Raw genomic sequence first — 19,321 nt, forward strand, 5'->3', positions numbered from 1 at the left:
TCACACTCCACCAACCTGAGTTGACTCTGATTAACAGCAATCACAGGTAACGACGTCAACTCCACCCTGCTCTCCCATTCAGCGAGAACTAGGGAAATATTGCGACTAGCGAGACAAACAATGACAACTTCAAACCGATCTTCGGAACTGGTCTATCAACTCAACGATCGACCACCTTTGCCTCAAACCATTTTTGCCGCACTTCAGCACTTATTGGCGATGTTCGTCGCGGTTATCACTCCGTCACTGATCATCTGTCAGTCTTTGGGTGTACCTGCAGACCAAACGAACACCATCATCAGCATGTCTTTATTTGCGTCAGGCGTGTCTTCGTTTATTCAAATTCGCACCGTTGGCCCAATTGGCTCTGGTTTGCTCTCTGTTCAAGGCACCAGCTTTAACTTTTTAGGTCCTATTATTGGAGCAGGCCTATCGCTGAAAGCCGGTGGAGCAGACATCAGCACCATGATGGCTGCCATTTTTGGTACGATTTTAGTCGCATCATTTGCAGAAATTTTCCTATCTCGCGTATTGGAGCATGCCCGCCGAATCATCACTCCGCTCGTTTCAGGCATCGTCGTCACTCTTATCGGTCTCACACTGATTCAAGTCGGCTTAGTATCAATGGGCGGTGGCTACGCAGCATTAAATGAAGGAACCTTCGGCAGCTTAGACAAACTTGCTCTGGCTGGGACGGTACTTGGATTAATTGTGATTTTAAACCGCTCGAAAAACCCATACATCCGTGTGGCTTCAATCGTGATTGCGATGCTAGTGGGTTACATCATGGCGTATTTTATGGGGATGGTAGATACTTCTCAGCTAGGCGCAACTGAGATCGTAGCACTGCCCGTACCAATGCAATATGGCTTATCGTTTGACTGGTCTCTGTTCATTCCGCTAGTACTGATTTTCTTTATTACCGCACTAGAGGCCATCGGTGATATTACCGCAACATCTGAAGTGTCTGGTGAGCCAGTAAAAGGCCCAGTGTACATGAAACGCATTAAGGGCGGTGTGTTAGCAGACGGCTTAAACTCCGCAATCGCAGCCGTTTTCAACAGCTTCCCGAACTCAACGTTTAGCCAGAATAACGGCATCATCATGCTAACAGGAGTCGCGAGCCGCTACGTGGGTTACTTTATTTCTGGCATGTTAGTGATTCTTGGCTTGTTCCCAGGTGTCGCTAGCTTTGTTCAGCTGATTCCTGAGCCAGTACTTGGCGGCGCAACGATTGTCATGTTTGGTACGATTGCTGCCGCTGGTGTGCGTATTATCTCTCGTGTTGAGCTCGATCGCCGCGCAATTCTGATCATGGCCTTATCCTTCTCAATGGGACTTGGTATCGCACAAAAACCAGAGATCCTGCAATTTATGCCAGAATTTATTAAGAGTATTTTCTCAACTGGTGTTGCAGCAGGTGGCATCACAGCGATCATTTTAAATCTACTTCTGCCAGAGAAACTGGAAGACGAAGATGAACTTCCTCAGGAAGTGAAAGAGTCTTAAGATTATTGAGAATAAGAAAAGCCCAACCTAATTAGGTTGGGCTTTTTGTTTTAAAGGGTGCGGGCCATCGACTTACTTGGTAGGAAAGCTGATTTGAGCGATTAAACCGCCTTCACTGCGATTACGCATCACCACAGAGCCTGAATGTTGGCTGATTATACGCTTCACAATCGCCAACCCTAGCCCAGTGCCTTCACTACCGCGAGCGGTGTCACCACGCGTAAAGGGTTCAAATAACCTCGCGATTTGAGAATGCTCGATACCCGGTCCGTTGTCCTCTACTGAAATCCACACTAGCTGCTTATCTGCTGTCACACCAGTGCTGATTTTGACCCAGCCATTGCCATAACGTAGCGCATTCACAACTAAGTTACTGATCGCCCGCTTAATCGCAATCGCACTTCCTTTGGCTGGCGGCAAGTTAAGATTAAGATCTGTTTCAATTTCAACCTCATAACCACCTTCAGAACTGGCGACGTCACTGGCAATCGTACTGATATCAACCGCTTCAAACGATTCTTGGTTCACCGGTTTGAGGTAATCCATAAACTGACTGATGATCTCATTACATTCTTCCGTATCGCTAATGATCCCCTCCGCAAGATAGCTGTCCTCAGGAGACATCATTTCTGTCGCTAGGCGAATACGCGTCAGAGGTGTTCGTAAGTCATGGCTAATCCCTGCCATTAATAAGGCTCGGTCTTCTTCTAGCTCTTGAATACCTTTCGACATTTGATTAAAGGCTCGAGTTACAGAGCGAATCTCCGATGCGCCTTTCTCTGCTAAGGGGGGCGGGATCTCACCTCGACCGACGTCTTTCGCGGCTCTCTCTAAAGCCAAAAGTGGACGGTTTTGCAAACGAATAAACAACCAACCACCTGCAATGATCAGCAGCGCCATAATCAAGCTGTTACGAAACAGCGGGGCAAAATCTTCTTCTTGCAGCTCAGATAACGGAATACGAATGATGGAGTTCGGCAACTTTTCGATGTGCATCCACAAAATGTAACTTTCATCGCCAAGCAATAAGCGCACTTCTGTGGGCGAACCCAGCTCTTGGCTCATTTCTTCAGACATCAAATCAATCGACATTGCGTGATGAAATTCAATCGCCTTATCGCTGTCGAGACTATGAACCGTCACCCCTAGTCTTTCTAATAATTGACGCCTTAATGGTGCATCAGACTTTAAAGGTCCTTCATCATCAAGCACTAAATTGAGCTCATGGGCGAGAATTTTATTGAACTGCTGCAAACTCGGCATCAACGCGTAGTTAAAAACGGCGTAGTAAGAGAAAACTTGGCTCGCGAGAAGCAAAGAGATGAACAGCAGAATAGATTGTGTCAATGAACTTCGGATGCGCATGGAACGTTCCTAGTGGTCCTAATCGCGAAATTTCAGCCTTCAAAGGGAAGGTAATGAAGGCTGAAGTTGCTATAGCCAAGTGTTGGCTATGGAGTGAAGAGATTACACCTCTTTGCCGTCTGGGACGAAAACATAACCTAGGCCCCACACGGTTTGAATGTAGCGCGGCTTGCTCGGATCGTCTTCTAACATGCGACGTAAACGTGAGATTTGTACGTCAATAGAACGTTCCATTGCAGAATATTCACGGCCACGCGCCATGTTCATCAATTTGTCTCGTGACATTGGCTCACGTGCATTCATCACGAGCGCCTTTAGAACAGCAAACTCTCCAGAGGTGAGTGGCATTGCCTCATCACCGCGGAACATCTCGCGAGTGCCTAGATTGAGTCGGAATTCCCCGAACTCCACCACTTTTTCTTCCGTGCTTGGTGCACCCGGCAACTCTACGGTTTGGCGGCGTAATACGGCCTTGATGCGAGCCAATAATTCGCGTGGGTTAAACGGTTTTGGCAAATAATCATCCGCCCCTACCTCAAGACCTACGATGCGGTCCACTTCATCACCTTTCGCGGTGAGCATTAAGATTGGCAACATATTGTTCGCGTGGCGTAGACGACGACAAATCGACAAACCGTCTTCACCTGGCAACATTAGGTCTAGCACCATTAAGTGAAAGTTTTCGCGCGTTAGTAGGCGATCCATCTGTTCGCCATTGGCGACACTTCGTACCTGAAAACCTTGCTCAGAAAGGTAACGCTCCAATAGAGCACGTAAACGAGCATCGTCATCAACCACTAAAATTTTATGATTTTCTTGCATTGAAACATCCTTTCAGAAGCGTCTATTGTCGAAAATGTATCACTGTTTTTCCTAACGTGCTCAAGCAAATTGTTACTCTTTTTATCTTAAGCGCTTTAATCTCTCTCTAGCAGGTATTTTCAGCACCTACTATTGACCATAATTCCATTCCAGTTCACGTTTGGCCTCAAGCAGCTCTTGCTGTGCCTCAGCCAGCTTGTGACGTTTTTTCTCAATTTTGTCTGCTTTCCCTGAATGCTGAGCTTCGACTAATTCTTCCTCTCGCTCCTCAACTTCTTTAGTCTTTTCTTCCACTTCTGCTTGCAGCTCTTGGCGCAGCTCACCTTCCGAGCATTCATTCTGGATAGCGGAAAGTGCTTGCTCCAAGCCTTTAATGCGATGCTCATTACCTTGCGCTTTTGCATACTCAAGCTGCTGCTCTACCGCTAACTCTTTAGCGTCACAGCCTTTCACTTCATCTTGAGCAAAAACTGAAAGTGAGAATCCTATTGTTAGTGCAGCACTACACATGACTGCTTTGTTCATTTTACTTCTCCGAGAAAGGCACCATGCCTTTATACCAAATATTCTGACGTTGAGACCCAAGTCACTTCTAGTGAACTTCATGAGACTTGAATCGGTGATAAAGCCTCAGTCTTCCGAGGCCGGTTGAGTGTATTCAATTGAGTTGATGAACCACTCTTTTTCACCTTCTGGGGTGCGTACCGTGAACTCTTCATCCACTTGTTTTTTCAACATCGCTCGCGCCATAGGTGAATCGATAGAGATGTAGTCTTTCGCATCGCCATAAATCTCTTCAGGCCCGACAATACGAAACTTTTTCACTTCTCCTGCCTCATTTTCTATTTCCACCCATGCACCAAAAAAGACTTTGCCTTCTTGTTGCGGAGAATAGTCAACGATCGTGACTTCTGGCAGGAATTTACGAAGGAAGCGGACACGACGGTCGATCTGACGGAGTAAACGTTTATTGAAGGTGTAATCCGCATTTTCTGAGCGATCGCCCAGGCTCGCAGCCCAAGTGACGATCTTGGTGATTTCCGGGCGCTTTTCATTCCAAAGGTAATCATGCTCTTGTTTGAGTTTGTTGTAACCTTCTCGTGTAATCAGCTTAGTTTTCAAATTAACTCCTATCTCAACTAAAAAATGCTGCTCTTTGGCAGCATTAAGGAGATGATATACCCAAAGATCCAATGTTTTTCAGGCTTTGGGTATCAAGGTGATAAGGCGGCCAGAGTGTTACTTTTCGTAATCCGGTTTTTGCGTCACGATGTAATTCGTATCACTCGAAACAACCGCGCCATGTTTTAGGAAGTTTTTACCTAAAATCATGCTGTAATGGAAGCGACCTCGGTCCTGTAAGTTGACTCGGATCTTCTTCTCTAATTCGCCAAGCTTAACATGCATTTCAACCACAGGGCGTACGTTCGCTTTCTCGCCTTTCTTAGCTTTAATACGCATGACATCAACAACAGGCTTGGTAAACGCCTGTTTCATGCCAAGATCGTTCTCATAGGTAAAGCTCACCATGTCTTTGCCGTCTTTCTTAAACTGCTTGATGTTCTTAGCATTGATTGAGCTTACATCTGCACCCGTGTCTAACTTCACAGGGAAAGACATCCCCTCAACTTCAGCCACTTCGATATGGCCAGCTTTGAAAAGTGGCCTTGCATCTAGTAGATGGTCTGCGCGAGTGTTCAGCAACACACCACCCTTGGCTATGTCATGACCAAAGACGAAAAAGGGTTGAGTGTCACCCTCATCAAGCACATCGAGCGCAAACTTCATTGATGTGTCTTTTCTACCGAGAAGAAAGTCTCCTTCGACAACAGGGCGAACCGCGCTGCCAACCTTGAGCTTTTTCAACACTGGTTTGGTAATTTTTTCTTCTTTCCCCTCATCGTTCATTAAATAAAACGTGACGGATTCATCCTTACCTTTTTCTGTTACTTCAAACCCATTTACACGCAGTAATGGCGTTTTCACAGTAAAAGTGGGGTAAGCAGGGACGGTATAACCATCAATGGTGACCTGTTCTTCTGGTGAAACGACAAGAGGTTTTGATTTGAGTGCGCTTTTGAACGTTTTTTCTACGCCACCCAGTAGATTTTCTCTGTCCGTATCAATAACAAAGTGCTGACTCGCGACGTCCCGACCTAAGCGAATTTGCGAACTGAACTTACTGCGATCACGCAGATACACCAACCAACGTTGAGTTTCATTTTCGCCGACTTTGACGGGTAAATAGACTAAAGGACGCTCGCTTTTGGTCGTTTTCAGCATTCGTACCAAGGGTAATGTCATTGGATGACGCTTGCCATTCTCGCCCTCTAACATAAAAGAGACTTCGTTATGCTTTTTGTCTACCTTGATGTCCAGTGCATGGACGTTGGTATAACGGCTAGAAGTTGAAATGCTGATCTTATATGGCACACCTTCGACTTCAACCGTCTCTTTTTTGCCAATCATTTTTGCGCTTGGCTGTTCTTGAAGATAATCGTAACCAGCGAAGACCCATGCGTTCTCATCGAGATAAGTTTTACCAATCAAGATAGGAGAAGAGAATTGCGTACGCTTGGTCAGGTTCACTTCCGTATCAACGGTGTGACCAGCGATTGTCATCGGCATTTTTATTGTCGGGCGTAGGATGGGCTTTTTGCTTGTTCGACTGCGAATCGCGCTCACTCTTTCCAGATCATCGGTAATCTGTATTTCCTTCCCTGTATAAGGGTGAGGAACCGTAAAGCTAACCTTTACTTGATATGGCTTAAAGCTGTCGGCGTCCCACTTTGCCTTCGTACCACCTAAGTCATCGACAATCGCCCAAAGTAACTCGTTATCTTTCAAATCTTGGTAATCTGGGTGTGAGCTACTGACATGGATATTCTCCGCATGCATCGATGTCGTATCTGCACCAGTATCAATCTTGCCAATAAATGGCACCGCTTTTAGTTCCGGAATGTCACTGTAGTAGACGCTCTCCACACGCCCTAGTACCAATTTGTTATCGAGCTGATAAACGGGAGCTTGTGTGGTTCCTGAGATAGACTGCGCCCAACTAAGCGGGGCGGCAAGTAAGGCACTCGTAAGCGCTAACGCCAAAGACATTTTTTTCATCATGATTATCCGTATAAGCCGAGGTACATTTAGTGATATCAACAACCGTGGAATTAGGTTAGTCGATAACTGCGGATATAAGTTCTCAATTTAATTACAGTTTTGACATAAATCTGACTGATGTCCACCAGCGCCCGGTAAATTTTTGCCTCGTTAATTTAAAACATTGCAAATTCTTCGAATGACCCCAATGTTCTATACAACCAAAACCGAATTAAAAGAGAAAACACGGATGAGCCAAGCTATCTGTCGCATGATTGCTCAAGAACTGAATGTTCGCCCAGAGCAAGTCAACGCCGCTGTCACCCTAATTGATGATGGCAACACTGTCCCTTTTATTGCACGTTACCGCAAAGAGGTGACGGGGGGCCTTGATGATACCCAGCTGCGTACTTTGGACAGCCGTCTGTCTTACCTTCGTGAACTGGACGATCGCCGTCAGACCATCCTGAAATCAATCCAAGAGCAAGGCAAACTGACGCCAGAGCTAGAACAAGAGATCGCGCAGGCAGACAGCAAAACTCGTCTTGAAGACTTATACCTACCTTACAAACCCAAGCGTCGTACGAAAGGTCAGATCGCGATTGAGGCTGGTCTTGAGCCGCTCGCAGATCAGCTTTGGAATCACCCACAAACCGAGCCAGAAAGCGAAGCAAGCAAATACCTTGATGCAGACAAAGGCATCGCAGACACCAAAGCTGCATTGGATGGCGCTCGCGCGATCATCATGGAGCGCATCGCAGAAGACGCAAACTTACTGGAAAAAATTCGCAACCACTTAAATCGCAATGCGGAACTGGTCTCACGAGTCGTTGAAGGCAAAGAGCAAGAAGGCGAGAAGTTTAAAGATTACTTCAACCACAACGAGCCCCTAAGCAAAGTGCCATCGCACCGCGCACTGGCGATGCTACGCGGCCGTAACGAAGGCTTCCTGACATTGGCAATGAATGCTGATCCAGAACAGGAAGAAGGCGCTCGTCAGTCTTACTGCGAAACGATTATCGCCGACCATTATGGCGTGACGCTAAGCAGCGCACCGGCGGATACCTGGCGTAAGCAAGTGATCAGCTGGGCATGGCGCATCAAAGTATCAATGCACATGGAAACCGAGCTAATGGGCGCAATGAAAGAGCGCGCTGAAATCGAAGCGATTGAAGTATTCGCCACTAACCTAAAAGACTTGTTGATGGCAGCACCGGCTGGCCCTCGTGCAACACTTGGTCTCGATCCGGGTCTGCGCACGGGCTCTAAAATCGCTATTGTCGATCCGACTGGTAAAGTGCTTGCAACCGAAACCATCTACCCTCACCCGCCACAAAAGCAATACGACAAATCAGCGCAAATCGTTGATCAGTTGGTCCGCAAGTACAACGTGGATTTGATTGCGATCGGTAACGGTACGGCTTCACGTGAAACCGACAGCTTTGTCGCAGACGTCATCAAACGTGGCAACCTGAAAGTTCAGAAGATCATCGTAAGTGAAGCGGGTGCATCGGTTTACTCAGCGTCTGAGCTTGCAGCAAAAGAGTTCCCGAATATGGACGTGTCTCTGCGTGGTGCGGTGTCAATTGCTCGTCGTTTGCAAGATCCATTGGCTGAACTCGTGAAAATTGATCCGAAATCTATTGGTGTGGGTCAATACCAGCACGATGTAAGCCAATCTATGTTGGCAAAACGCCTAGATGCGATTGTGGAAGACTGTGTAAACGCGGTTGGTGTTGATGTGAACACTGCTTCTGCGGCGCTACTGACGCGCGTAGCAGGCTTATCAAGCACCATCGCGCAGAACATTGTCGACTTCCGCGATGAAAACGGTCGCTTCGAAGCACGTACAACCTTGAAGAAAGTATCTCGCTTAGGTCCTAAGGCGTTCGAACAGTGTGCGGGCTTCCTGCGTATTATGGATGGTAAGAACCCACTTGATGCGTCTGCGGTTCACCCAGAAGCGTACCCAGTGGTCAAAGCGATTTCTGAAAAGAACAACAAAGATATCAAAGCGCTAATTGGTGATTCTAGCTTCCTAAAAGGTCTGCATGCGGTCGATTACACCGACGATAACTTCGGCGTTCCAACCATTACAGACATCATCAAAGAGCTGGATAAGCCGGGTCGTGACCCACGTCCAGAATTCAAAACGGCGACGTTTGCAGAAGGTGTAAACTCGGTATCTGACTTGGAACCGGGCATGATTCTAGAAGGCGTGGTGTCTAACGTAGCCAACTTCGGTGCCTTCGTTGATATCGGCGTTCACCAAGATGGTCTTGTGCATATTTCTGCACTGACAGATCGTTATGTGTCTGACCCACGTGAAGTGGTGAAAGCGGGCGACATCGTCAAAGTGAAAGTGATGGAAGTTGACGTGCAGCGTAAACGTATTGGTCTATCGATGCGTATGAACGACGAACCGGGTCAAGACAACCGTAGCCAACGCTCATCAGCAGCGCCGCGTCGTAATGACCAACCGCAGCGTCGTCAGCCTCGCCGTGATGATTCGTCATCGAACAGCGCGATGGGCGGTGCATTTGCTGCAGCGTTTGCTAAAGCGAAAAAGTAATCTTACCTAGGCTTCACCGCTAACGAGCTTTCATAACTAAAAAGAAAACGCTCCAATCAGTCAACCTGCTTGGAGCGTTTTTGTTTGAGTAGGATATTGAGTCGTCATAATACTGCTATCACTTCTGACGGGGTATGGGGAGCGACTGCATGACCATAATGAAACTTGATCACCTTCCTGCGCTTTTCCATTAATCCTTCATTGATCGCAGCATCCAAAATGCGCTTTGGTAAGCGAAAGCGGATCGCGTAGCCTTTCCCCTGGTCTTCACTATACGATTTGAGCGCAAGCAAACTAAAAAGCCGTTCTAGTGTATCTTCCGGCTCTTCTTGATAACGCGTGTCGACTTCCGTTTCCATATCATAATCAGGATGCTCTGAAGGATCCCAAGAAGACTGACGTCGACGCTTGTCATCACCTTTTACTTTTCGCTCTGCATTGGTTTTGGCCAATGCGACCGTTGGCGTTACAGGCTCTCGGACTTTATTGTCGCGAGCTGCTTGTTCCGTCTGCACATTCACGGATGGGGCGATCAGTGGCACACTTACGTTGGTCGGTGACACAATCATTGCGAACCCTCCTCAGAGTCGCCCAACTCGTCAATATGGCTTAGCTTTATTGGCTAATAAAACCTCACCAGCCTTTATATCGACCACTTTTTAAACAACTTGAGGTATTTCCGCTCGTACTTGCTCAATCGTGAGCAAACTCTCGGATTTGAACACAAAATTCGTCATGTTCGGTGATAAAAGGCGCATGAGAGGACTGATTAAAAACAAACTGCTGGGTATGAGGCAACTGTTCACTTAAATCGTTAGCTACTTTAATTGGCACCAACCCATCTAAACGGCCATAAAGACGCAACATTGGAACAGAAAGAGACGTCAACGCATCGCGCAGATCCACATCAGCAAGGATGTTTAGCCCAACCAACAGCGATTCAGGGTTTGGCTGAGGGCGCGATAGTACCGCTTGCTTGAGCTGTTTAACGTCTTTACGCGCTGATGGGCTGCCCATCGCTTGCAACGCCATAAAGCGCTCAATGGTCAGTGAGAAATCTTCTAGCAACTGAGAGGTGAACGCACTCAGTACATTCGGTTGAATGCCACGCCACGGTTTTTCTGCGGCAAATTTAGGTGAGCTGGCAACCGTAATCAACTTAGCCACGCGCTCGGGCATATTTAATGCCACATGCGTCGCCACTAAACCTCCGAGGGACCAACCAAGCCAAATCGCTTTCTCTGGCGCACCTTGCACCACCAAGTTAGCAATATGGTCTAAATCTTCAGCATGAGATTCGGCGCTATGTCCGTACCCCGGAAGGTCAACCACATGAACTCGGAAATAAGGTTGAAGAGACTCGACTGTCTGCTGCCATACCGCACCATTCATGCCCCAACCATGCAGTAACACCAAATCTGGTCCCTGACCAAATGACTGCCAGTGTAATTTCGTGCTCATGCTCTCAATCTCTCCCACTTATTTTATTCCCTACGGCTTCAGCCAAGCGTTAGGCTGAGTAAAATATCACCATGAATAAACGCTATGTTATCTCATCACTGGCAAAACATCATGCATCGCGTATTGAGCAGTCAATGCGGCCTGTGTCGGTTCCCTATTCAAACACCAAGCCACACAAATACTCTGCGCTGGTGCGAGCACTGTTTAAAATACCTAACTCCGGTAAAACGATGTCAACGCTGCGGTTTATCATTACAAAAAGAAGAAATGAGTACGGATAGTATTTGTGGTGAATGTCTTTCAGAGCCACCGCCATGGCAAAGGCTATACACGTTAGGCGATTACGACTTTCCCCTTTCACGGGAAGTACAACGCTTTAAAGATCACGGAGAGTCTTGGCATGTAAAAGCATTAACCGAGCAACTGGCACAGCGCATCACCACGCCAGCTCCAATCATTACCAGTGTGCCATTGCACTGGCAGCGTTACCTGCGCCGGGGTTTTAATCAAAGTGATGTTTTAGCCCGACACCTCGCCAAGCAATTGCAGACTAATTTTGATGCGAAGGTCTTTCGTCGAGTAAAGCTCGCCCAATCACAGCGTGGTAATACCAAAACAAGCCGTGAACAAAACTTAAAAGGCGCGTTTATTCTCAATAAGCAACCTCACTCTTCCCATGTTGCCATCGTCGATGATGTAGTCACCACAGGCAGTACCGTCCGACAATTATGTCATTTACTACTTGAAGTTGGCGTAGAAAGCATCGATATTTACTGCATCTGCAGAACACCTGCTCCTCGTTCTCTCTAGATCGCTTCGCCATGCCTTAGCATCAAAAAGACTAGACCCATACGTCAACAAGAGTAGAATAGCAGCAGTAACCTACAAATTTACTCGGGTATTCGTCGTGTCAAATATTACTATTACAGAAACTGCGCAAACGCATTTCGCTAACCTTTTAGGCCAACAACCTGAAGGCACTAACATTCGTATTTTCGTTGTGAACCCAGGTACACAAAACGCTGAGTGTGGCGTGTCTTACTGCCCACCAGAAGCAGTAGAATCGACCGACACTGAACTCTCTTACAGCGGTTTTTCAGCTTACGTAGATGAGCTGAGCCTGCCATTCCTTGAAGACGCTGAAATCGATTTTGTTACCGATAAAATGGGCTCTCAGCTAACGCTAAAAGCACCTAACGCTAAAATGCGTAAAGTTGCGGACGACGCACCACTGGTTGAGCGCGTTGAGTACGTTATCCAAACTCAAGTGAACCCACAGCTTGCTGGCCACGGTGGTCACGTAAACTTGGTTGAGATCACTGAAGACGGTGTTGCGATTGTTGCATTTGGTGGCGGTTGTAATGGCTGTTCTATGGTTGACGTAACACTAAAAGAAGGCATCGAGAAAGAGCTGCTAAACCAGTTCATTGGTGAACTAACCGCAGTTCGTGATGCTACAGAACATGACCGTGGTGATCACTCTTACTACTAAGAGTAAACACTGTCAGAAAATGGGAGGCTTCGGTCTCCCATTTTTGTATCGATACTGAGGTGATGCTGAGATGCTTAGCTCGACTCGTAAAATCCGCTAGAAACTCAGGCGGAGTTCTCATATATTAAGAATCTTACGCATCTCGTAAACGCCAACGACACCAAGGAGCCAGCGTCATGCCGAAACGAACCCCACCAGAGATACTCTCATGCCAGACGGTTGCAAAATCCAAACTGTTTGCTGTGGAAGCGCTCGACCTTCGTTTTTCCAATGGTGAGCATCGTACTTATGAGCGTATGAAGCCAAGTGGACGAGATGCTGTAATGGTAGTCCCTGTAACAGAACAAGGCGATTTATTACTGGTGCGTGAATACGCCGCTGGAACTGAACGTTACGAGCTAGGTTTCCCAAAAGGGCTGATTGACCCAGGAGAAACACCACACCAAGCTGCGGATCGTGAGTTAAAAGAAGAAATCGGCTTTGGCTGTAATCAGTTAACCCCGTTGAAACAAGTTATCCTCGCGCCATCTTACTTTTCGAGCAAAATGACTCTATTTTTAGGACAGGCGCTTTATCCAGAGAAGCAAGAAGGCGATGAGCCTGAACCACTGGAAATTGTGCGTTGGCCACTTGCGCAAGCCGAAGAGTTATTAACTCACATGGATTTCTGTGAAGCACGAAGCATCACAGCGCTAATGTTGGCACTGAAACACTTACCAAACACCACTCACAAGCATAACCAATAACGGTCATTAGAACCGAATAACACTGTGAGTAAGGACTATCACTTATGCCAATGACAAAAGATCTATCTCACCTACTTCCTCAAGTCATCGAGATTGCCCGCAGTGCTGGGCAAATGATCCTCGAAATATATGAAAAGAAGCAATACGAGGCCTACACCAAAAGTGACGAAACTCCCGTAACAAGTGCAGATATTGCAGCTCACAAGTTCATCACTGAACGCTTGAGTGATCTGACGCCTGACATTCCCGTGTTGTCAGAAGAAGACGCAGACATAAGCTTAGAGCAACGCGCTCAGTGGGAACGTTATTGGTTAGTCGACCCTCTTGATGGTACTCAAGAATTCATCGCTCGCAGTGGTGACTTTGCCACTATTATTGCGTTGGTCGACAACAATCGACCAACCATGGGCGTCGTTTACGGCCCTGTATCTGGCGTGACTTACTACGCTTATAATGGCAAAGGCGCCTGGAAAATTCCCGACATGTCGGACAGCGTCAAAATCCATACACACAAACACGAACAGCCAGAGCAAAGCATCGCAATTGCTATTAGTCGTCGCCAAGACATCAATCGTATTACTAACCGTATGAGCAGCGCCTGGAATTACGACTTAATACCGCTCGGTTCTGCAGCATTGAAAGCATGCCTCGTCGCGGAAGGGGCGGTAGATTGCTATCTCCGACTAGGTCCAACAGGTGAGTGGGACACCGCTGCGACACAATGCATTGTTGAAGAAGCTGGCGGACGTATTCTCAGCACGCAATTAGAACCGCTGTCATATAACGAGCGGGAAACACTAGAAAACCCGAACTTTATTGTTCTTGGTGATGCGGATTTACCTTGGAATGAGATTTTACAACGCAAAGATTAAGCGCCCTATCGGTAAAATTTAGAGCACAAAATTCTAGCAATAGAAAGACCACGAATATCTTCGTGGCCTTTTCTTTTTGCCCTTCTGTACAGCACTTGGAGTATTTGGCCTACTATGTTCCAATTGCCTGTAAAGCTGAACGAAAGAAAATAAATCAATTAAAAATCATGGTTTTAAATTTCCATTCATTCCCAATGTACAGCGAATAGAGGTTTTAGCTTACGATGATCCAAAAGCAAAAAGAGCTGCACAATAGCAGCTCTTTTAAGATATTGGATTTTGTCACGATAGGTTAGAAGCGCCCTTGGTAATTAAACTCATATTGACCTTGAGCATTCGGCTTACCCAGCCATTTCAGTTGCTCCCCCATGCTGGATGGGAACTCTGCACCAGGTTTGAACCACGCTTTGGTTGAGTACCGTTGATTAGGCATCAGTTCAGCGGAAAACGCCGCAGAGACTTGTTTGCTGCTCTGCTCACCAGTTGCCGTCAATACACTATCCTGACAGTTTATATCGGCAATCACAGGACCGAGATCTAAGCTGCCAACGGGGCTTTGAATACCACTGGCATTCCATACTAAAGTGCCTTCACCGTTCTTACACCAAGGCGCAGCATAAGTCGCATGACGAATATTCAGCTCAAGCTGCCCATCAACACCAACAGGCACAGGGAGGCGCGCTTGCTCAACAACTTTTACCGCCGGAATCGAGGCAACTAAGTTTTTGGCATAAGGGCCATCACTTAAGCTATAGCCGACAAAACCGCGCCCACGAACGTCCATTTCACTACCACGACCAAAGCGCACAGCAAACTCAGCTTTACCTGTCAGTAGACTCGACCATTGGAAATCCCAATTAACTTCTCCAAGGTTCTGGCGCTGCCAACGAATACTAGAAGCTTGACCTTGCCATACCGAACCGTTGGCTCCTTGAATGTCCAGGCCTCTCACTGTTGGTGCTTGTTGTAACACCCAAGAGACTGGTAATCCCATTAAAAGACTGACTGAAAAAAAGACGATAAAGATAACAACGTAAAGTACTGCTCGCTTCACCTTAACCTCGCTTAAACTGAAGGCGGTTTACATCGATCATGCCCGCTTGCTCTGTTCGGTCGATATCTAAAAATTCGACTTCAATACCCTGTTGCTCTTTCAAGTAACGTAACCAATCCACTAGTTGATTAAACGCGAGTGGTTTGATCCACACTTGAACGCTCTCATTACGAGGTTGTACTCGAATCAACTCAACTTTATAACGACGAGCTGAAGAAGAAACCAACTGATTCAACGGTTGACTAGAGTAGCTCACACCGCTGCTTTTTCGCAGTGCAGTGATGCCATCCGCTTTATCTTGTACCCAAGCTAGCAACTGCTTTTCACTTTGAATACGTGACTGAGCTAGCTCCGCACGTTGACTCATTGGCTGTAATAAACCCCAATAAATAATACCGATAACGGCAATAGCGCCACATCCCATGACCAAACGCTGCTCACGCTGCGAGATGCTGCTCCACCAAACCTGAGCTTGAGAAATTAAATTTTTCATCATCACCTCACAAACGCTTCAAAACAAAGCTGCCAACCACAACGTTATCGCTACGGTTCAACTGACCTTGCTCAACATTAAACTTCTCTGCCAATTTCACACGAGCCTGCTCAAAAGGTTGGAAGTCTGAACTACGAGCCTGAATACGTACTTCGCCACGTTGTCCGTCGTATTTAAAGCTAGTGATCTCCAAGTCACTGACCTGACCAAGCGTCGCGGGTAATGCCGCCAACCATGACAACATTGCCTGCTGACCACTTCCACCAGATAAGCGGCGCTCTTCATCATCCATTTGTCGTTTGAGGTAACTAACGGTAGGAATGCGTCGTTTATTTGGGAACACCTGGCGGAAAATACGCTCACTCTCCTCACGATACGCTTGAGCTTGTGCTTCGTACTTATGGACCACGAGCAACTGCTGCGCAACCATAACGACGATAAGCACCCCCGCAGCAATGGTGGCTTTTTGCCAGAGCTTCCAGTATTTACCCCAAGAAGATTTCGGCTTGAAGCTCCCAGTCAGCAAATTGACTTTGCTTTCTGTCACCCCCTTCGCCAGTAAAGCCATCGTCATTTCTTCTGGTTGCGGATCCCATATTTCAGGTAACGCAGATTCCGGGACCGAGCTAAAGCAATCGAGCTTCCAACCTTCATGATTTTGTAGATAAGAAGAGAGGTAAAGGTCTAACCAAGAAGCGTCGACAACCGCGCCCTCTGTCGCAGAGTGACGAATTAGCCATTGCTCGCCAATCATTGCAGCACTGCTGTGATCTCCACGAACCGGTAACGCAAGCACATCGGGTAAAATGCGTTTAATGGCGATACCTTGGCTTGAGAAACGTTGCAGTACAGTCTGAATCCAAGCACGTTCAACTGCGCAAATCTGCGCTTTATCCGCTTGTTTACCCAACACGCTAAAGTGCAGGCCATCAACGTCCTGAGCAACTTCGTCTTCCACTAAGTACGGTAACATAGCCTCGAATTGGCGTGTTGCACCAGGTGGTATATCCACTTGCGTCAGGACTACATCATTACTCGCCAACAGCGCCACAACTTGGCGCTGACCAGCATATGAGACCAATTCATCTAAGTGTTCCCACCCGGCGATTTCACCGCTAGCAATCACTTCCTGTTGATCTGTCGACCACACCACCCAAGGAATGGTACTTTGTTGTTCGCTACTCAGCCGAACGGTCAGAAACTCGCTCACTGATCCCTCCAAAACGACGGCGAACTACGGTCACCGTTTCTCTATTTGTACTTTGCAAAAGGCTTCGGATACGTACACGTGATTCATCCACCAACACTTGTGCATCCAATTCAAAAAAGGCGCTATCTACACCCAAATAGCCTTTGGCGTTTTTCTTTACATCTTCACTTAAGCCAGCCATTTCTGACTCTGCTAAAAATTCATCAATGCTATCCCACCCATCAAATGGGCGTTTTTCAATTAGCTGAATCGCATCACTACTGCTTAAGTTTGGTGAGAACATTGCCACCAAAATCGGAGCTTGCTCAACATCAATCGTATTCACGTTTAAACGCCAGTCATCACTTGGCAATGCACAGACCAACGGCTCCAATTTTTGGAAAATTTCACCACTCACCTGATAGACAGCCCGTAACTCGGAAGCATCTGCCATCCAACCATTTGATGCCAAATAGGAAGGTTTCATCGCTTCATATGTGCTGTCTTCAACCCCAGTAGTCGAACGGACAGAGTCATCAGCATCAATGTATTCCCAAGTAGAGTCTGCAATGATTTCTGCTTGATATGGCTCGACATCCAACTCTTCTAATAGGCGCTGCAATACATTCACTAAATATGGTCTTGTAATTTGCTGACCCGTTGGTTGCACACGACTCAATACATTTAGATTAAAGCACGCTTGCTTGTCTCTAATTCGTCCCGCCGCTTGACCATAATCTAACGGATAGACTTGCTCTTTTATCGCCCACGGTTGACTCATATTAATCGTGTCGGTGTCTTTATAACTTTGTTCGATACCCACTTTTGCTAGCGCCTCGACGCCAAGGCTGTACCAGTACGCTTGCTGGTAATTGATTTGATTAGCGCCTCGCTGAAACTGCAAGAACAAACGTTCCGACATGCTGGCGGCAACCGTCGCCATAATCGCCAGCAACATCAACACTATAATCAAAGCAACACCGCGCTGACGGTTAACCATTATTGCTGTCTCCTGAACTTTCCTCTTTCTGACTCAATGTGCCATCAGGAGTGAGATAAGTGCGGGTAATTTCTCCATAGTCTTTGAGAGTTAGAACAACAGAAACCGCTTTCGGCAGCGCTTTTTCTTCAGCCCACTCTTTTTTCCATTGCTTACCATCATAGAAACGCATATCAAATGACTCGACCTGCGTTAGCAATGGAGTAACAGTACCTTGTTGCCCAACCGGCGTATCAGGATAGCGCCACCATACTCGCTGCAGTGTTTCTTCTTTTAAGCGATAGCCAACCTTGGTTACTTCTCCACGAGGGAACTGCTGCTGAGGGTTGTGCCAACCTAAACGGGCAAACATCAGTCCTTTGGTATCGGAGTCCAACAGGTAATCGGACCAAAAAATTAGCCGGCTAGCAGGCTCTTCACCATTAGTACGTGTTTGACGCATCGCCATTTGACGAAAATCGTTATCCATCATCACCATGGCACGCTGAATTTCGTTTAAGCGTTGGGTTCGTTCTTGTGATAGCGCATTGCTACGCTGTACTTGCGATACCACTTGGTACGCAGCGACACTTAAACTGGCAAAGATGGCAATCGATACCAACACTTCAATAAGTGTAAAACCTTTTACCCTTTGGCGCGTATTTGCGCGGGGATGATTATTGCGCCACATAGCTTCGTACCGTTACTACAGGGCTCGCGCTTTTCTCTACCGAGACGCTCACATCAAATGCTTTCAGCAATGGCTGCGTCGTGGCGACTGGCGTGACTTTCCAGAACCAAGTGCGTCCTGCCAGCTCTTCTGTGCCGTTTTTCGCTTTGAGTTCTCCGGTATTCAACATCACATTTGCCATCTGATTATCCACAACCATGGCTGCAAACATTTTTTCTTCTAAATAACTGATTGTATTAATATGCTGGCTCACGGAGCGAATGACACTGATGGCAGCGGTGGCGAAAATTGCCAGTGCGACCAATACTTCCAGTAAGGTCATGCCTCTCATCCGGCGATGACTCAAATTTGGGCGAGCTTGCTTAAAATTGCGCATTCTCATCCTCTTTCACTTCTTCGCCCGGAGCTAATAACAAAATTTGTCCACTTTCTTTGCCAATGACTCGCCAACCGTCATTAAAGGCATCACCATTTTGCGGAAAAAAAGACAGGGTAAATGGCGTGACTTCGGCGCTGGAAAAGATAAACACTTGCGGTGGCTCAATTTTCTTTTCGTCCTCTTCTTCTGCGAACATGTCTTCATCAAAAAGAGAACCTGGTTTGAATAAGCGCTCATCATTATCCCAAGCACCACCGCCGAGTTCGAGTTGTAGCGTAATATCTTCTTCTAGCTTGGTTTTGCTCGGAATCTGCTTTAATTTCAGAGGCTGCCAACCTTCTGAGGTTAAACTCAGTAGAGCGTAGGTCGATTTGGCATCATCCACTCGAACGCCAAAATCTTTACCGCTCAGCACAGCTTCTTCATTGAGCAGCTGTAAACGCTGAAAAAAGCTTTGAGCATACTGTTTGGAAAGATCTTTTTGGCTAGTCGGTAACGTCGAGATCACGGCCACAGCCGTAAGAGATAGCAAAACCAGCACCAATAGAATTTCTATCAATGTAAAACCGTTATGTTTTCGCATTTGTTTCATTAGTGC

General features: G+C 46.8%; 20 protein-coding genes. 6 read left to right on the forward strand and 14 right to left on the reverse strand.

The features are described from left to right. Positions 1-120: 120 nt before the first annotated feature. Positions 121-1,509 (forward strand): uracil-xanthine permease family protein, encoded by a 1,389-nt coding sequence (locus R7Z78_RS13995; protein WP_005379335.1) that lies wholly within the window; start codon positions 121-123, stop codon positions 1,507-1,509. A gap of 72 nt (positions 1,510-1,581) precedes the next feature. Here R7Z78_RS13995 and envZ read toward each other — a convergent pair whose 3' ends face one another. The 5 genes from envZ to R7Z78_RS14020 form a co-directional block, all read right to left on the reverse strand. Further along, on the reverse strand, positions 1,582-2,874 hold the full coding sequence (gene envZ, locus R7Z78_RS14000) for a two-component system sensor histidine kinase EnvZ (protein ID WP_017820700.1): 1,293 nt from the start codon (positions 2,872-2,874) through the stop codon (positions 1,582-1,584). A 102-nt stretch (positions 2,875-2,976) separates the two neighbouring features. After that, positions 2,977-3,696, reverse strand: coding sequence for a two-component system response regulator OmpR (gene ompR / locus R7Z78_RS14005; protein ID WP_005379333.1), 720 nt, complete (start codon positions 3,694-3,696; stop codon positions 2,977-2,979). A 129-nt stretch (positions 3,697-3,825) separates the two neighbouring features. Continuing rightward, positions 3,826-4,221 (reverse strand): DUF1090 domain-containing protein, encoded by a 396-nt coding sequence (locus R7Z78_RS14010; protein ID WP_017635004.1) that lies wholly within the window; start codon positions 4,219-4,221, stop codon positions 3,826-3,828. Between the two features lie 105 nt (positions 4,222-4,326). After that, a complete protein-coding gene (gene greB, locus R7Z78_RS14015) occupies positions 4,327-4,818 on the reverse strand; it encodes a transcription elongation factor GreB (RefSeq protein ID WP_005379321.1) in 492 nt (163 codons plus the stop codon). A 117-nt stretch (positions 4,819-4,935) separates the two neighbouring features. Further along, on the reverse strand, positions 4,936-6,816 hold the full coding sequence (locus R7Z78_RS14020; RefSeq protein ID WP_155396187.1) for an ATP-dependent zinc protease: 1,881 nt from the start codon (positions 6,814-6,816) through the stop codon (positions 4,936-4,938). Positions 6,817-7,045: 229 nt separating this feature from the next. On the opposite strand from R7Z78_RS14020, the gene R7Z78_RS14025 reads away from it, so the two are divergent. After that, positions 7,046-9,367 (forward strand): Tex family protein, encoded by a 2,322-nt coding sequence (locus tag R7Z78_RS14025; protein ID WP_169644339.1) that lies wholly within the window; start codon positions 7,046-7,048, stop codon positions 9,365-9,367. Positions 9,368-9,471: 104 nt separating this feature from the next. Here R7Z78_RS14025 and R7Z78_RS14030 read toward each other — a convergent pair whose 3' ends face one another. After that, entirely contained in the window at positions 9,472-9,936 is a 465-nt protein-coding gene (locus R7Z78_RS14030; RefSeq protein WP_005379316.1) for a hypothetical protein, read from the reverse strand. 124 nt (positions 9,937-10,060) lie between these two features. Beyond that, positions 10,061-10,828: a pimeloyl-ACP methyl ester esterase BioH gene (bioH, locus tag R7Z78_RS14035; protein ID WP_005384724.1), complete on the reverse strand. Its 768-nt coding sequence runs from the start codon at positions 10,826-10,828 to the stop codon at positions 10,061-10,063. An 84-nt stretch (positions 10,829-10,912) separates the two neighbouring features. On the opposite strand from bioH, the gene R7Z78_RS14040 reads away from it, so the two are divergent. From R7Z78_RS14040 to cysQ, 4 genes are all read left to right on the forward strand, one after another. Further along, positions 10,913-11,638 (forward strand): amidophosphoribosyltransferase, encoded by a 726-nt coding sequence (locus tag R7Z78_RS14040; RefSeq protein WP_025998648.1) that lies wholly within the window; start codon positions 10,913-10,915, stop codon positions 11,636-11,638. Positions 11,639-11,735: 97 nt separating this feature from the next. After that, positions 11,736-12,320 (forward strand): Fe-S biogenesis protein NfuA, encoded by a 585-nt coding sequence (nfuA, locus tag R7Z78_RS14045; protein ID WP_005379313.1) that lies wholly within the window; start codon positions 11,736-11,738, stop codon positions 12,318-12,320. 176 nt (positions 12,321-12,496) lie between these two features. Further along, complete coding sequence (gene nudE, locus R7Z78_RS14050) at positions 12,497-13,066, forward strand: ADP compounds hydrolase NudE (protein WP_005379309.1); 570 nt, start codon at positions 12,497-12,499, stop codon at positions 13,064-13,066. 44 nt (positions 13,067-13,110) lie between these two features. Further along, positions 13,111-13,938, forward strand: a complete 828-nt coding sequence (gene cysQ, locus R7Z78_RS14055) for a 3'(2'),5'-bisphosphate nucleotidase CysQ (protein ID WP_005379308.1) — start codon at positions 13,111-13,113, stop codon at positions 13,936-13,938. 292 nt (positions 13,939-14,230) lie between these two features. Here the strand turns inward: cysQ and R7Z78_RS14060 are convergent, their stop codons facing one another. Genes R7Z78_RS14060 through R7Z78_RS14090 form a run of 7 tightly spaced genes read right to left on the reverse strand, consistent with a single transcriptional unit; the run spans position 14,231 to position 19,306 of the window. Next, positions 14,231-14,992, reverse strand: a complete 762-nt coding sequence (locus R7Z78_RS14060) for a type II secretion system protein N (protein WP_062730773.1) — start codon at positions 14,990-14,992, stop codon at positions 14,231-14,233. A 1-nt stretch (position 14,993) separates the two neighbouring features. Continuing rightward, positions 14,994-15,485: a type II secretion system protein M gene (locus R7Z78_RS14065; RefSeq protein ID WP_005383002.1), complete on the reverse strand. Its 492-nt coding sequence runs from the start codon at positions 15,483-15,485 to the stop codon at positions 14,994-14,996. Positions 15,486-15,492: 7 nt separating this feature from the next. Further along, on the reverse strand, positions 15,493-16,695 hold the full coding sequence (gspL, locus tag R7Z78_RS14070; protein ID WP_033905912.1) for a type II secretion system protein GspL: 1,203 nt from the start codon (positions 16,693-16,695) through the stop codon (positions 15,493-15,495). Beyond that, on the reverse strand, positions 16,664-17,674 hold the full coding sequence (gspK, locus tag R7Z78_RS14075) for a type II secretion system minor pseudopilin GspK (protein ID WP_005379302.1): 1,011 nt from the start codon (positions 17,672-17,674) through the stop codon (positions 16,664-16,666). The genes gspL and gspK overlap by 32 nt, the downstream gene beginning before the upstream one ends. After that, complete coding sequence (gene gspJ, locus R7Z78_RS14080; RefSeq protein ID WP_054574181.1) at positions 17,667-18,344, reverse strand: type II secretion system minor pseudopilin GspJ; 678 nt, start codon at positions 18,342-18,344, stop codon at positions 17,667-17,669. The genes gspK and gspJ overlap by 8 nt, the downstream gene beginning before the upstream one ends. Further along, positions 18,331-18,720: a type II secretion system minor pseudopilin GspI gene (gspI, locus tag R7Z78_RS14085; RefSeq protein WP_169644340.1), complete on the reverse strand. Its 390-nt coding sequence runs from the start codon at positions 18,718-18,720 to the stop codon at positions 18,331-18,333. The genes gspJ and gspI overlap by 14 nt, the downstream gene beginning before the upstream one ends. Next, on the reverse strand, positions 18,707-19,306 hold the full coding sequence (locus tag R7Z78_RS14090) for a prepilin-type N-terminal cleavage/methylation domain-containing protein (RefSeq protein ID WP_017635010.1): 600 nt from the start codon (positions 19,304-19,306) through the stop codon (positions 18,707-18,709). The genes gspI and R7Z78_RS14090 overlap by 14 nt, the downstream gene beginning before the upstream one ends. Positions 19,307-19,321: the final 15 nt, after the last annotated feature.

Source organism: Vibrio sp. 1167, assembly GCF_033340375.1.
Taxonomy (GTDB): domain Bacteria; phylum Pseudomonadota; class Gammaproteobacteria; order Enterobacterales; family Vibrionaceae; genus Vibrio; species Vibrio alginolyticus.